The sequence below is a fragment of the Leclercia sp. W17 genome (genome assembly GCF_003336325.1).
Lineage (GTDB): Bacteria > Pseudomonadota > Gammaproteobacteria > Enterobacterales > Enterobacteriaceae > Enterobacter.
Genome location: NZ_CP031101.1, coordinates 3,261,666 through 3,276,840, shown reverse-complemented (window position 1 = coordinate 3,276,840; position 15,175 = coordinate 3,261,666). Strand labels below are relative to the sequence as shown.

The 15,175-nt window shown below is 57.2% G+C and carries 11 protein-coding genes; 4 read left to right on the top strand and 7 right to left on the bottom strand.

Going from position 1 to position 15,175, the window contains the following annotated elements:
- Nucleotides 1–114 precede the first annotated feature (114 nt).
- From DVA44_RS16245 to DVA44_RS16235, 3 genes are all read left to right on the top strand, one after another.
- On the top strand, nt 115–2,823 hold the full coding sequence (locus tag DVA44_RS16245) for a glycosyl hydrolase family 18 protein (protein ID WP_114388440.1): 2,709 nt from the start codon (nt 115–117) through the stop codon (nt 2,821–2,823).
- Between the two features lie 96 nt (nt 2,824–2,919).
- Nucleotides 2,920–3,363 (top strand): type III secretion system invasion protein IagB, encoded by a 444-nt coding sequence (gene iagB / locus DVA44_RS16240; protein WP_114387546.1) that lies wholly within the window; start codon nt 2,920–2,922, stop codon nt 3,361–3,363.
- A gap of 136 nt (nt 3,364–3,499) precedes the next feature.
- Nucleotides 3,500–5,341 (top strand): glycoside hydrolase family 19 protein, encoded by a 1,842-nt coding sequence (locus tag DVA44_RS16235; protein ID WP_114387545.1) that lies wholly within the window; start codon nt 3,500–3,502, stop codon nt 5,339–5,341.
- A gap of 57 nt (nt 5,342–5,398) precedes the next feature.
- Here the strand turns inward: DVA44_RS16235 and DVA44_RS16230 are convergent, their stop codons facing one another.
- From DVA44_RS16230 to poxB, 4 genes are all read right to left on the bottom strand, one after another.
- Entirely contained in the window at nt 5,399–6,412 is a 1,014-nt protein-coding gene (locus tag DVA44_RS16230) for an NAD(P)-dependent oxidoreductase (protein ID WP_114387544.1), read from the bottom strand.
- A gap of 91 nt (nt 6,413–6,503) precedes the next feature.
- Entirely contained in the window at nt 6,504–7,940 is a 1,437-nt protein-coding gene (locus tag DVA44_RS16225) for an SDR family oxidoreductase (protein WP_114387543.1), read from the bottom strand.
- A 9-nt stretch (nt 7,941–7,949) separates the two neighbouring features.
- Nucleotides 7,950–8,951, bottom strand: a complete 1,002-nt coding sequence (gene ltaE, locus DVA44_RS16220; RefSeq protein WP_114387542.1) for a low-specificity L-threonine aldolase — start codon at nt 8,949–8,951, stop codon at nt 7,950–7,952.
- A 38-nt stretch (nt 8,952–8,989) separates the two neighbouring features.
- Nucleotides 8,990–10,708 (bottom strand): ubiquinone-dependent pyruvate dehydrogenase, encoded by a 1,719-nt coding sequence (gene poxB, locus DVA44_RS16215; protein WP_103823407.1) that lies wholly within the window; start codon nt 10,706–10,708, stop codon nt 8,990–8,992.
- A 152-nt stretch (nt 10,709–10,860) separates the two neighbouring features.
- Here poxB and DVA44_RS16210 point away from each other — a divergent pair, with 152 nt between their 5' ends.
- Entirely contained in the window at nt 10,861–11,295 is a 435-nt protein-coding gene (locus DVA44_RS16210) for a DoxX family protein (RefSeq protein WP_114315475.1), read from the top strand.
- Between the two features lie 146 nt (nt 11,296–11,441).
- Here the strand turns inward: DVA44_RS16210 and hcr are convergent, their stop codons facing one another.
- From hcr to DVA44_RS16195, 3 genes are all read right to left on the bottom strand, one after another.
- Complete coding sequence (gene hcr, locus DVA44_RS16205) at nt 11,442–12,410, bottom strand: NADH oxidoreductase (protein WP_114387541.1); 969 nt, start codon at nt 12,408–12,410, stop codon at nt 11,442–11,444.
- A gap of 11 nt (nt 12,411–12,421) precedes the next feature.
- Nucleotides 12,422–14,074, bottom strand: a complete 1,653-nt coding sequence (hcp, locus tag DVA44_RS16200; protein ID WP_114387540.1) for a hydroxylamine reductase — start codon at nt 14,072–14,074, stop codon at nt 12,422–12,424.
- Nucleotides 14,075–14,217: 143 nt separating this feature from the next.
- The gene (locus DVA44_RS16195) at nt 14,218–15,117 is read right to left on the bottom strand and encodes a lysine exporter LysO family protein (protein WP_114387539.1); all 900 of its coding nucleotides are present in this window, start codon (nt 15,115–15,117) and stop codon (nt 14,218–14,220) included.
- Nucleotides 15,118–15,175 lie beyond the last annotated feature (58 nt).

Here is a 15,175-nt window from a genome sequence, read left to right as displayed (position 1 = left end):
TAAAAACATTTTAAGTCATTATGTATTTAATTTTTTTAAATCCATGCTGGTTTTATTTCATGTTTAAGGAAGACATGTTTTTTAAAGTTCACGTAGAGTTATTGGGATATGAAAATGAATTTCTTTAAGCCTAAATACCTGGCGCTTTTTGTTGCAGCGGCAACCAGCCCTGTATTTGCAGCCGTTCCAGGGGTGCCATCACTGACCAGCGGCAACGACAAGTTTGCGATTGTTGAAGTTGACCAGGCCGCGCAGGACTATAACTCCCTGGTAAAAGTTCATGATGGTGCCGATGTTAAGGTTGAGTGGAACGTCTGGAGCGGCGATGCTCCGACGTCTGCAAAAGTGCTGCTGGACGGTAAAGAAGTCTGGTCTGGCGCAAGCGGCGCGACAGGCTCTGCGACCTTTAAGGTTAAGAAAGGCGGCCGTTACCAGGAGCAGGTTCAGGTATGTAACGACAGTGGCTGCAGCACCAGCGCCAGCAAACTGATCATTGTAGCGGATACCGATGGTAGCCACCTGCTGCCATTAAACACCACGCTTCATGAGAACAACAAAGCGTTCGCCAAACATACCGATAAAGTGGTTGCGGCCTATTTCCCTGAGTGGGGCGTATACGACCGTAACTTCACCGTGGATAAAATCCCGGTTGCCAACCTGAACCACATCCTTTACGGCTTCATTCCAATTTGTGGTGGTGATGGCATCAACGACAGCGCGAAATCTTCTGGCGCGCTGGAATCCCTGAAACGCGCCTGTGCTGGCCGTCAGGACTACACCGTCGCTATTCATGACCCGTGGGCTGCTCTGCAAAAACCACAGCAGGGTGTGACCGGCTGGGACGAGCCGTACAAAGGCAACTACGGCCAGCTGATGGCGATGAAAAAAGCCAACCCGAACCTGAAGATCCTGCCTTCCGTAGGCGGCTGGACTCTGTCCGATCCATTCTTCCAGATGGACAACAAAGTGCTGCGCGACCGTTTCGTCGGCTCAGTTAAAGAGTTCCTGAAAACCTGGAAAGTGTTTGATGGCGTGGATATCGACTGGGAATTCCCGGGCGGCGGCGGCGAGAACGCCAAACTTGGCAACCCGCAGACCGACAAAGCTACCTATACCGCACTGATGCACGATCTGCGCGCGATGCTGAACGAGCTGTCAGCCGAGACAGGCCGTACTTACGAGCTGACCACCGCTATCGGCGCCGGTAGAGATAAGATCGAAGATGTCGACTACACCACTGCACAGCAGTATATCGACCATATCTTCCTGATGAGTTACGACTACTACGGCGCATGGAGCAACACCGATCTGGGTCACCAGGCGGCGCTGTACGGTGCTTCCTGGAAGCCAGATACCAACTACACCACCGATAACGCCGTGAAAGCGATGCTGGACCAGAAAGTACAGCCGGGCAAAATCGTAGTGGGTGCAGCGATGTACGGTCGTGGCTGGACTGGCGTACACGGTTACACCGGCGACAACCCATTCACCGGCACCGCGACTGGCGCAATTCCGGGTACCTGGGAACCGGGTATCATTGACTACCGCGTGATTGCCAACCAGATGAAAGGCAAGTCAGGCTGGGAGTACAAATATGACAGCGCGGCAGAAGCGCCTTACCTGTTCAATAAATCCACCGGCGAGCTGGTGAGCTATGACGACGCCCGCTCGGTTGCGGCGAAAGGTAAGTACGTGCTGGACAAAAACCTCGGCGGTCTGTTCGCATGGTCTATTGAATCCGATAACGGCGATATCCTGAACGCCATGAACGAAAGCCTGTTGGGCAACGGTTCCTCTTCTGACGAGCCAGTTAACACCAACCATGCACCTGTGGCGACCGCTGCTGACCAGACCGTGACCGGTCCGGTTACCGTAACGCTGGATGGTTCTGCCTCTTCCGACCAGGATGGCGATGCGCTGACCTACAAGTGGACCCAGATTTCCGGAACCACGGTGAATATCGCGAACAGCACCTCCGCGAAAGCCACCTTTAACGTACCGGCAGTCACCCAGGACCAGACGCTCTCCTTCCGCCTGACCGTAACCGATGCTAAAGGGCTCTCCAGCACCGTGAACGTCCAGGTTGTGAACAAAGCGCCAAAAGCGAACCAGGCACCGGTAGTTAACCCAATGCAAGCCGTTACTCTGGAAGCGGGCCAGACTCAGTCCCTGCATGTTCAGGCATCCGATCCAGATGGCGATGCGCTGACCTACAGCTGGAGCGTACCGGCAGAGATGAACGCTACCGGTATCAATACCTCTAGCGTACGTATCACTGCGCCGGACGTGGCCTCTGAGACCAGCTATTCCCTGAGCGTAGTGGTAGGCGATGGCAAAGACAGCGTGCACTCCACCGTGCAGGTTATCGTCACGCCGAAAGCCGCTGAGCCTGCGGATGACGTAACGCCGCCAGCTGATGACGTTACCCCACCGGCAGATGACGTTACGCCTCCGGCTGACGAAGAGACCGCGCCGTCCGACGAAGGTGCATCCGGTAGCTGCGATAACCCTGTCGATGCCAACGCAAGCAAATATGCCGCGTGGAGCAGCAGCAAGGTCTACAACGGTGGCGACATCGTTAGCTTCGACAACCTGGTATGGAAAGCGAAGTACTGGACTCAGGGCAACCAGCCTGGCTTCGGTGTGGATGCATGGGAGCTGGTCAGCAAGGTGAAATTCGGCTGGAAAGCTGACGTGGTTTACAACGGTGGCGATACCACAACCTATCAGGGTTCTGAGTACCGTGCGAAGTGGTGGACCCGTGGTGATAACCCAGCTAACAGCGATGTATGGGTGAAAGTAGGCGCAGCAGACTGCGAATAATCATCCTTCTCTGAGATGGCGGGCGCGATACTTGCCCGCCATCACTGACCGCGCGGTGAAGCGCGGTCAGTCCATCAGCGTCGGCCAGGTGAAGAGATGAAACGCTTTATTTTTCTGTTGTTGTTAATTAGCCAGAGCGCATTAGCCAATTGCTGGAATTCCGCAGGACAATATTACCATGTGGATCCCAGGTTATTATTTGCTATTGCGGACGTGGAATCCGGTCTCAATCCTAACGCGGTCGGTTATAACCATGACGGTTCACGGGATGTCGGGCTGATGCAAATAAATAGTTCGCATTTTGCCGAGCTGAAAAAAAAGGGCATTGATGAATACCGGTTAATGAATGAGCCCTGTACCTCAATTATGGTCGGTGCTTCTATTCTCTCCGGGATGATTAAAGTTTACGGCTATAACTGGGAAGCGGTCGGTGCCTATAACGCGGGGCTGAAACCGGAGAACTTTCCCCAGCGCAGGATTTACGCCAGAAAAGTCTGGGCGAAATATCAAAGAATAAAACGGATGTCGCAATACCGATAATCAGGCTTTTTTTTGAAGAATATCTTGCGAGTGTTCTTCAGAAAGAAAAGGTGCTGTCCCGGGTTTATTTATTAAAGGATTAATACATAAATCGAGATCGCATTGGTTATTATCGTTTTTAACAGGAATAATGTAGATGAATAAAAGGACATTGCTAAGCATTCTGGTCGCGGGGGCGTGTGTTGCGCCAGTGATGGCACAGGCAAACATGCTCAAGGCGGAAAGCAGCGAACCCTACACGATGAAAGCCAGCGATCTGGCGAAAAAGGAGAAGGAGTTAACGGATTTTCCGCTGATGAAGTCAGTTAAAGCGACAATTCGCACCCTGGATAACGCCCAGGTGGAACTGATTGAGCCGGGTAAGGCTACCAACCCGGATAACGTGAAGCGTGTTGAAAGTATTCTGAAGGAGAGCGACTGGGAGTATCTGTTCCCGCTGCGTGCCAAAGAGTACAGCTACAGCAACTTCCTGAAAGCGGTAGGTAAATTCCCGGCGCTGTGCGACACCTACACCGATGGCCGCGACAGCCTGGCCATTTGCCGTAAAGAGCTGGCGACCATGTTTGCGCACTTCGCGCAGGAGACCGGCGGGCATGAATCCTGGCGTCCGGAAGCCGAATGGCGTCAGGCGCTGGTATACGTTCGCGAAATGGGCTGGAGCGAAGGCCAGAAGGGCGGCTATAACGGCGAATGTAACCCGGATGTCTGGCAGGGTCAGACCTGGCCGTGCGGCAAAGACAAAGACGGCGATTTCCTGAGCTACTTTGGCCGCGGCGCCAAACAGCTCTCCTACAACTATAACTACGGTCCGTTCTCGGAAGCGATGTTCGGCGACGTCCGCACGCTGCTGGACAAACCGGAGCTGGTAGCCGACACCTGGCTGAACCTGGCGAGCGCCATCTTCTTCTTCGCCTACCCGCAACCGCCGAAGCCGAGCATGCTGCAGGTTATCGACGGCACCTGGCAGCCAAACGATCATGACAAAGCTAACGGCCTGGTTCCGGGCTTCGGCGTGACCACCCAGATCATTAACGGCGGCGTGGAATGCGGCGGCCCAACTGAGATTGCCCAGTCGGAAAACCGTATCAAATACTACAAAGAGTTCGCCAACTACCTGAAAGTGCCGGTTCCGGAAAACGAAGTACTCGGCTGTGCCAACATGAAGCAGTTTGATGAAGGCGGCGCCGGTGCTCTGAAAATTTACTGGGAACAGGACTGGGGATGGAGCGCGGATACGCCAGACGGCAAGACCTACGCCTGTCAGCTGGTGGGTTATCAGACGCCATTCAGCGCATTTAAAGAGGGCGACTACACCAAGTGTGTGCAGAAGTTCTTTAACGTGAATATCATCAATGACGACGGCTCTGCGGTTAACCCGAGCGATAACACGCCTGCGGACAATACCCCGGCAGACAATACGCCTGCGGATAACACCCCGGCTGACAACACGCCTGCTGACAATACGCCAGCAGACGAGACGCCAGCTGTGACCAACCATGCGCCGGTTGCGGTCATTTCCGGCCCGGTTGGTGCGGTTGACGCGGGTGCGCAGGTCTCCCTGAGCGCTGAAGGCTCCACTGACGAAGATGGCAACAAACTGACCTACACCTGGCGCTCCCAGGACGGCCAGACCGTCTCCGGTGAAGACAAAGCGGTAGTGACCTTTACTGCGCCTGAAGCAGCAACGGCTCAGCAGATTGAAGTGAGCCTGACCGTCAGCGATGGCGAACTGAGCGACACCACGACTTACCTGCTGAACGTGAAAGCGAAAGCGCAGACCCCGTCAGGTGATGAAAGCTCAGACACTTACGCGGCGTGGAGTGCTAACAGCAAGTACAACGCAGGGGATATCGTGAACAACCACGGTAAACTCTTCCAGTGCAAGCCATTCCCGTACAGCGGCTGGTGTAACAGCGCCTCGGCTTACTATGAACCAGGCGTAGGCCTGGCATGGGCAGACGCCTGGACCGCACTTTAATAGCAAAACGGCAACCTCAGGGTTGCCGTTTTTTTTGCTCTGCCGCGCGCCGTGCTGTTAGCGATGTAACTTTCCGTGATCCCGCAGCCAGGCCGCGGTGCGCACAATCCCCTCATCCAGCGTCACCAGCGGCTTATAGCCCAGCTCACTCTCAGCGCGTTGCGTATCGAGGGTAAAATCAAAGTTCAGTTTCGACACCCCGTAGTGCGTCAGCATCGGCTCTTTGGCAGCCTTATTCCCCAGCCGCTCCATGCTGCGGGCAATAATATCCAGCATCGGGTAGGGCACGGAGCGGATCCGGCAGTGAATGTTCAGCTCGTCGATCAGCTTTTGCACAATGCTGCGCAGCGAGCGCGGCTCACCGTTGGTGATGTTGTATGCCCGGCCGGATGGCAGCCCGTCGCATTCACGCTGGCTGGCCAGCCACATGGCATGAATGGCGTTGTCGTAATAGGTCATGTCCACCAGCGCATCCCCGCCGCGCGGCAGCAGCACGCTACCGTAGTGGTGCATCATCTGCGCCAGGCGCGGAATAAACACTTTGTCGTGCGGGCCAAACAGGCTCTGCGGACGCAGAATGGTAAAACGGGTGTGCGGGTTAGACTGCGCCAGCAGATCGATCACCTCTTCGCTGGCGGCTTTACTGCGGGCAAATTCGCAGGCGAAGCGCGCCGGACGGAAATCTTCCTGGATGTCGCGATGGTGGTGATAGTCGAAATAGAGCGACGGCGAGGAGATATGCACGAAGTTACGCACGCCCCAGGCCACGGCCCACTCCCCCAGACGGCGAGTGGCGCGCACGTTTGCCAGGTCGAACGCTTCCTGCGTTCCCCATGGTGAGGTAAAGCTGGAGCAGTGCCACAGCGTATCGATTCCGGCCAGCATCACTTTTGCCTGGGAAGAGACCAGTTCCGTCAGGTCGGCATGGACAAACTCTGCGCCCATTTTTTGCAGCAATTTACCCATCGCTTCATTACGACCGGTGGCCCGGACGCTGGCGCCTTTATTGCGCAAAAACTCCACCGCGTTGCGGCCTAAGCCGCTGGTGGCGCCGGTAACCAGTACCTTCATATCGATCCACTGTATTGAAAGAATTTCGTGCGCATTCTTCCGTGAATTACGCCTGTATGCAATGGGAAACGTGAAAGATTCAGAGTTTTAATTAGTCTTTTTCTTTGTTTTGTTCTGCCAGAAAAACAATACGCCGGGCCATTCCCCGGAAGATAAACAGGTGCGCCGGGATCATCAGCAGCCAGTAGAACAGGCCAGGCATGCCGTGCGGATGCCACCAGGCGCGCACGTCCAGCTCCCGGTGGTCGCCTTTGTCCTTCAGGGTAAAGCACAACCGCCCAAGACCGGGGGCTTTCATGCCAAACAGCAGCGCCAGCTGCTTTTCAGGCTCAACGATAATCACTTTCCAGCTGGCAACGGTATCGCCGGTTTGCAAATATGGCGCGGCCGGACGGCCTTTCGCCAGCCTGTGCCCGACGAGCCGATCCATCATCGCCCGGGTTTGCCACAGCGCGTTGCCAAAGAAGTAGCGCTCTTTACCGCCGATCTGGTTCACCACTTTCCAGAGCGCGCTGAGGCTGGCGGCGGTTTTCACCGTGCATCCGGCCTGTTTCGGGTAGTAACCATATTCCGGACGCCAGCGGGCGAAGGCCTGGGCGTCGTAGCCCCAGTCGCTGGAGTTCACCAGCTTCTCCTCTTCCTTGAGCGTGTTGCGCACCGCGTCATCGAAGCGAATAAGTTCCTGCGGGATCAGCGCCCGCAGCGCGCGGTCGTCGGCCAGCAGATCGTGTTTCAGCCCCTGGATTAACGCTTTGGCAGTGGTCGGCGGCACGGAAGTGATGACATTCAAAAACCACACCGAAATCCAGCGGGTCGGGAAGGGGATGGGGATCAGCGGGCGACGGCGGCCACTCACTGCCATAAAATGTTCGAACTGCTGCTGATAGCTCAGCACCTCGGGCCCGGCGGCCTCCAGCACCCGGTTCTCTGTGGCCGGGTGATTGAGCAGCTCCACCAGATAGTGCAGCAAGTTCTCCAGCGCAATCGGCGTGGTGCGCGAGCGCACCCAGCGCGGCGGGGTCAGCACCGGCAGGTTATAGACCATATCGCGCATCACTTCGAAGGCGGCAGAACCGGCGCCAACGATGATCCCGGCCCGCAGTTCGGTAAGCGGGATCCCGGCGCTGCGCAGGGTGTCGGCGGTAAGCTGCCGGGCACGCAGATGGTCGGACTGCTCATGCTCGGGTGCCTGTAACGAACTGAGGAAGATAATCTGCTTAACCGGGTGTTCCAGCAGCAGATCCCGCACGTTCATCGCCACCTGGCGCTCGTGGGCGATAAAGTCGCCCCCTTCGCCCATGCTGTGTACCAGATAGTAAAGGGTATCCACCCCCTCCAGCAGCGCCGCCAGCGTCTGCGGCCAGTTGAGGTCGATAGCATGGCAGGTGACGTTGGGCAGGGCCTGCTTTTGCAGGCGCTCGATGCTGCGTGCCGCAGCCCGTACCTGATGCCCGTGTGCGCTCAGGACGGCCACCAGATGTTGACCGATATACCCGCTGGCACCGAGCACCAGAATACGTTGCGGCACGAGGACTCCTTAGCGCTGCAAAAACGCCTGCCAGTGGGCAACCACGTCTGCCAGCTGCTCGCGGTTGACGTCGAGATGCATCACCAGACGAACCACCGGCGAGGCGTTAATCAGCACGCCGCGCGCCTTCATAAATTCGCCCAGCGCCGCGGCGTGTTCCTCTCCGACGCGGACAAACAGCATATTGGTGTCGTGACGCATGACGTCAGCGCCGATCTCGCGCAGCTGCGCAGCCATCCACGCGGCGTTGTCGTGATCGTCCTTCAGGCGGACAACGTTATTTTTCAGGGCGTACAGACCCGCCGCGGCAAGGATCCCGGCCTGGCGCATGCCGCCGCCGGTCATTTTGCGCCAGCGGTTGGCGCGCTTGATATAGTCGGCGTTGCCCACCAGCAGAGAACCCACCGGCGTGCCCAGCCCTTTGGAGAGACAAATGGTGAACGAGTCGCAATATTGCGTAATCTCTTTCAGCTCGCAGCCATACTCCACCACGGCGTTGAAGATGCGCGCACCGTCGACGTGCAGCCCCAGTTTGCGCTCGCGGGTAAACTCCCACGCCGCTTTCAGGTAGTCGCGCGGCAGCACTTTGCCGTTATGGGTGTTTTCGAGGCTGAGCAATTTAGTGCGGGCGAAGTGAATGTCGTCGGCTTTGATTTTCGCCGCCACCTTGTCCAGCGGCAGGGAGCCGTCGGAGGCGGCATCGATAGGCTGGGGCTGAATACTGCCGAGCACCGCCGCGCCGCCCGCTTCGTACAGATAGTTATGTGCCCCCTGGCCGACGATATACTCTTCGCCGCGCTCGCAGTGGCTGAGCAGCGCCACCAGGTTCGCCTGGGTGCCGGTGGGCAGGAACAGCGCAGCCTCGTGGCCACTCAGTTCGGCGGCATAGCGCTGAAGTTCGTTAACGGTGGGGTCATCGCCATAGACGTCGTCCCCGACCGGCGCGGCCAGCATCTCCTTGAGCATGGCCTGCGTCGGGCGGGTTACGGTATCGCTACGTAAATCAATCATTTCACATCCCTATAGTTTAAAAGGTGATGTGAAATGTTTTACCTGAGCCAGTTGGTTTTTGCCAGCTCCAAAACTTCGTCACCGCGACCACTAATAATGGCGCGCAGCATGTACAGACTAAAGCCCTTCGCCTGTTCCAGCTTGATCTGCGGCGGAATAGCCAGCTCCTCTTTGGCCACCACCACATCCACCAACACCGGGCCGTCGGTGGCAAAGGCGCGCTGCAAGGCCTCATCCACCTCTGAGGCTTTCTCCACGCGGATGCCGGTTATGCCGCAGGCTTCGGCGATGGCGGCGAAGTTGGTGTCGTGCAGATCCGTACCGTCGGTCAGATAGCCTCCGGCCTTCATCTCCATCGCCACAAAGCCCAGCACGCTGTTGTTAAAGACGATGATTTTGATCGGCAGTTTCATCTGCGCCACCGAAAGGAAATCGCCCATCAGCATGCTGAAGCCGCCGTCGCCGCACATCGCCACAACCTGACGGTCCGGCGCGGTGGCTTTCGCCCCCAGCGCCTGCGGCATGGCGTTAGCCATTGAGCCGTGGTTAAACGACCCCAGCAGGCGGCGCTTGCCGTTCATTTTCAGGTAGCGTGCCGCCCAGACGGTGGGGGTACCCACGTCACAGGTAAAGATGGCGTCTTCGTCGGCGTAACGGCTGATCTGCTGGGCCAGATACTGCGGGTGCAGCGCTTTATCGCTGGGTTTCGCCTTGTCATCCAGCCCTTTGCGGGCATCGCGATAATCACTCAGGGCCTTGTCCAGGAAGGTGCGATCGGTCTTCTCCTCCAGCAGCGGCATGAGTGCGCTCAGGGTCGCCTTGATGTCGCCCACCAGCGCCATATCCACTTTGCTGTGCGCCCCGATGCTGGCGGGGTTAATGTCGATCTGGATAATTTTGGCGTCAGTAGGGTAGAAGGCGCGATAGGGAAACTGGGTCCCGAGCAGCACCAGGGTGTCGGCATTCATCATGGTGTGGAACCCGGAGGAGAAGCCAATTAGCCCGGTCATCCCCACGTCGTACGGGTTATCGTACTCCACATGCTCTTTCCCGCGCAGGGCGTGAACAATCGGCGCCTTCAGGGTGCCGGCAAATTCCAGCAGCTCTTCATGGGCCCCGGCGCAGCCGCTGCCGCACATCAGGGCGATATTGCTGGAGTAGCGCAGCAGCTGGGCCAGTTTTTTCAGCTCAGCGAGGGCGGGGGTCACCACCGGCTGGGGCGCGGGATACCAGTGGGTGCTGGCACTTTCCGGGGCCGCCTGCAGCGCCACGTCGCCTGGCAGCACAATCACCGAGACGCCGCGCTTCAGAATGGCGTTGCGCATCGCCAGGGCCAGCACCTGGGGGATCTGCTCAGGGGAGGAGACCAGTTCACAGTAGTGGCTGCATTCACGGAACAGCTCCTGCGGATGCGTCTCCTGAAAATAGCCGCTGCCAATCTCGCTCGACGGAATGTGTGCGGCGATAGCCAGCACCGGGACATGGTTACGGTGACAATCAAACAGGCCGTTGATCAGGTGCAGGTTGCCTGGCCCGCACGAGCCTGCGCAGACCGCCAGCTCTCCGGTAAGTTGGGCTTCTGCCCCGGCGGCGAACGCGGCGACCTCCTCATGGCGGGTCGGCATCCATTCGATGGTGCCCATTCGGTTCAGGCTGTCGCTCAGACCGTTGAGGGAATCCCCGGTAACACCCCAGATCCGTTTTACCCCGGCCTGTTCCAGCATTTTCGCAATATAGTTCGCCACGGTTTGTTTCATGGTAGTCCATCTCCTGAATGTGATAACGCTTTCAAGCTTAGATGAAACTCACCGCTATGCCTGTTTATTCCCCCTGATTAATAGTTGCTTTCAAAGTGCAATATTTCGTCATATCCTGCGGCGGTAAATATTAAAAACCGGAGTAAATTCAGATAGTTAAATCATTGTTAATAGCTGTTAATAAAACGCTAATGCATGACGATTTTGGAAGGCTGTTGCTGCGTCTGGCAGTGGGGGGGCTGATGCTCTTTCATGGACTGCATAAGGCTATTGACGGGGTTGGGGGAATTGCAGGCATGCTGGTGGCGAAAGGACTGCCGGGCTTTATTGCCTATGGGGTGCTGATTGGCGAAGTGGTGGCACCGATCCTGATTATCCTCGGTATTCTTACCCGTCCGGCGGCGCTGGTATTAGCTTTCACCATGGTGGTGGCGTGGCTGATGGTGGGCACAGGCAAAACCTTCGCGCTGGATGCAGTAGGGGCATGGGCGATTGAGAGTCTGATCTACTTCTTCGTTGGCGCGCTGGCCGTGGCATTTTTAGGGGCAGGGCGGTTTGCAGTGGTGAGCGATCCGGCGTGGAAGTAACTCCTCTGCGACGGTAATGCCGGGCGGCACTGCGTTTGCCCGGCCTACGGTTCGCGGTCTTTTGTCGGCCCGGTAAGCGTAGCGCCACCGGGCGTTCGGAGTACGGTTTTGTAGGCCCGGTAAGCGTAGCGCCACCGGGCTTTTTATCAGGCCAGCACCAGATCCCCCTGCGGATGGCAGGAGCAGGCCAGCACATAGCCTTCCGCCACTTCGGCATCCGTCAGCGTCATGGTGCTGGTAACGGTATAGTTCCCGTCCACCACTTTTGTTTTACAGCAGCCGCACACGCCTGCACGACAGGCAGCCACCACCGGCACGTTATTGCTCTCCAGCGCCTCCAGCAGCGTGCTGCCCACGCGGCCAAAGAAGGTTTTCGCAGGCTGCAGTTTGGTGATCTTCAGCCCGCTGGTGGCGGCTTCCGCGACCGGAGTAAAGAACTGCTCTTTAAAGAAGCGGGTCACGCCCAGGGCCTTCACCTCTTCTTCAACGATCTCCATATAGGGCGCCGGGCCACAGGTCATCACCGTGCGTGAGGCGATGTCCGGTATGCTTTGCAGCAGTTCGCGGCTCAGGCGACCGGCGACAAATCCCTCTGTGGCGTTGTTTTCCGCCACCAGGGTAACCGGGTAGTGACGCCATTCGTCTGCAAAAATGACATCCTGCGGCGAGCGCACGCTGAAGATCACCGCCACGTCAGCCTGCGGGCGATTCTTCGCCAGCCAGCGACGCATCGACATTACCGGCGTGACGCCGCAGCCAGCGGCCAGCAGCAGGAATTTATCTTCCGGCTTATCGTCACAGGTAAAATCACCCTGCGCGTCCGACAGCCAGATGTAATCCCCACGCTTCACCTCACCGGTCAGCCACTGTGAGCCCGCCCCCTCATCAATGCGACGAACTGTCAGCGTTATGTACTCGCTGATGCCCGGCGTTGAGGAGATCGTATACGCCCGCAGCGTCTCTGCGGAGTTACGCACGCTGACCAGCGCATACTGCCCGGCACGGTAAGGATAATAGTCGTGGCACAGCAGCGAAATCGTCCAGACATCCGGCGTTTCCTGATGGATGTGGTGAACCTGCATCCGCCATGGGCACTGATGGGTTGGCATCGTCATACTTTTACTCCTTACGCGCTCAGCAGTTGCTTCATATCGTCTTCAACGGTGGTCACGGAACGCAGACCGAACTTCTCGTTGAGAACCGCCAGCAGATCCGGGGTAAAGAAGCCCGGTGCCGTCGGGCCGGTGACGATGTTTTTCACGCCCAGCGAGAGCAGGGTCAGCAGGATCACAATCGCTTTCTGCTCGAACCAGGAGAGCACCAGCGACAGCGGCAGATCGTTTACGCCGCAGCCCAGTTTTTCCGCCAGAGTGACCGCGAGGATGATCGCGGAGTAGGCATCGTTACACTGACCGGCATCGATCAGGCGCGGCAGCCCTTCGATATCGCCGAACTCCAGCTTGTTGAAGCGGTACTTACCGCAGGCCAGGGTCAGGATCAGGCAGTCGTCCGGTACGCTGGTGGCGAAGTCGGTGAAGTAATTACGTTCCCCGCGCGCACCGTCGCAGCCGCCGACCAGGAAGATGTGACGCAGTTTTTCGCGGCTCACCAGGTCAATCAGGGAATCCGCCGCCCCCAGCAGGGTCTGGCGACCGAAACCGACGGTGATCAGGTGTGGAATTTCACTGTAGGGGAAGCCCGCCATCTGCTGGGCCTGGGCAATTACCGGACCAAAATCGTCGCCTTCAAGGTGGCTCACGCCCGGCCAGCCGACGATGCTGCGGGTCCAGATACGGTCATCGTAAGCACCCACTGTCGGGTCGATGATGCAGTTCGAGGTCATCACGATAGGGCCCGGGAAGCGGGCGAATTCCACCTGCTGATTCTGCCAGCCGCTGCCGTAGTTCCCGATCAGATGTTTGAATTTACGCAGTTCCGGGTAGCCGTGGGCGGGCAGCATCTCACCGTGGGTGTAGACGTTAACGCCGGTGCCGTCGGTCTGCTCCAGCAGGTTGTAGAGATCTTTCAGGTCGTGACCGGAGATCAGGATGCACTTGCCTTCGGTCGCTTTGACGTTGACCTGCGTCGGGGTTGGGTGGCCATATTTGGTGGTTTCACCGGCGTCCAGGATGCTCATCACTTTGAAGTTCATCTGGCCGATCTCCATGGAACACTCGAGCAGGGCGTTCATGTCGGAAGGCCAGGTGCCGAGCCACGCCATAATTTTGTGGTACTGGGCGTAGATGTCGTTGTCGTACTGATCCAGAACGTGGGCGTGCTCCATATAGGCCGCGGCCCCTTTCAGGCCGTACAGGCAGAGCAGACGCAGGCCGAGAATGTTCTCGCCAATCGCCGCTTTGTCTTTGTTCGGGGTAAATTCAGCCGCCTGACGCTGCAGATCGCCCAGATCGTCGCTGACCAGCTGCAGGTCGGCCATTGGGTTGTCGACACGGGCGCTGGCATCCACATTCAGGCACTGCGCTTTCAGGGCTTCACGCAGGGCGATGGCTTCGCGGGCGTAGCCCACAATGCGCGGGGAGTCGAAGTTCACGTTAGTCAGGGTAGAGAAAAACGCGCGCGGGGCGAAGTTGTCGACGTAGTGGTCGATGATGCCATATTCCCGGGCTTTAACTGCCCAGGCGGATAAACCCTGCAGGGAGGCGATCAGTAAATCCTGCAGATCGGAGGTTTCTGCGGTTTTACCGCACATGCCCTGTGCGTAAGAGCAGCCGTTGCCAGCTGGGGTACGGATGGTTTGTTCACATTGCACACAAAACATAATCACACCTGTTAAAGTTATATTTGATATACATGTTTAAGATTATGCCTGCGGCGATACGGTGAAAAGGGCTTTCTGCTACAAAATAGAGGGTTATTGATTTAGCGCAATTTTGGCGGCAGCAGGCTACCGCCAAAGAAGTATCAGGCTGAGAAGAATGCCATCATGACGGGCACCAGCAGGCTTAAAATAAAGCCGTGAACGATGGCGGCAGGTACCATCTCCAGCCCGCCCGAGCGTTGGAGCACCAGCAGGGTGAAGTCCATTGAGGTCGCACCGCACAGCCCCAGCGCCGTGGAGCGACTGCGGCGCACCAGACCCGGAATCAGCATGATGGCGATCAGCTCGCGCCCCAGATCGTTAAAGAAGGCGGCGCTGCCAATGACCGGGCCGAAAGACTCGGTTAACAGAATGCCGGAAAGCGAATACCAGCCAAAACCGGAGGCCATTGCCAGGGCGGTATTCAGCGGCAGGTCGAGAATAAAGGCGTTAAGCACCCCGCCAATCAGCGAACTGCCCACCACGATCACCGCCACTATCATGCCGCGACGGTTGAGAACGATCTGTTTTAAGGTCATGCCATTATTTCGCAGCTGAATACCAATAAGGAACAGCAGGAAGATCAGCGTATATTCACTGGCCTCGGTGGCGTGCTGCAAAAAAGAGAATCCCGTCAGCCCCAGCAGAAAACCGAGCACCACCACGCCGCATAATTTTAATGACTCCAGCGCCATGGCAATACGCGAAGGCAATTTTTCCTGATGGTGATGGTTTTTCCACGGAATAGCGCGCTCCAGCCAGAACAGGGCCGCGATATTGCAGAGCAAAATAACGGTCATCGTAATAATGGAGTAGTGCAGGATAGAGAGCAGATTGGTGGCAAGATTATCGAGGAAGGCGAGGCTGATCCCCATAAAAAAGAGAATGACGTAGACAATTCCGCTCAAAAGACGATTGATCAGTTTTAACGCTGACAGCTGATGAAGAGGAATGAGATAGCCCACGATCAGTGGGAGCAGAATGATTAAGAGTCCTGAAAACATGAACAACCGGTCCTGTATTTGAGTGGCGCTGAGACACTACCCAATTCAGACGATTCAG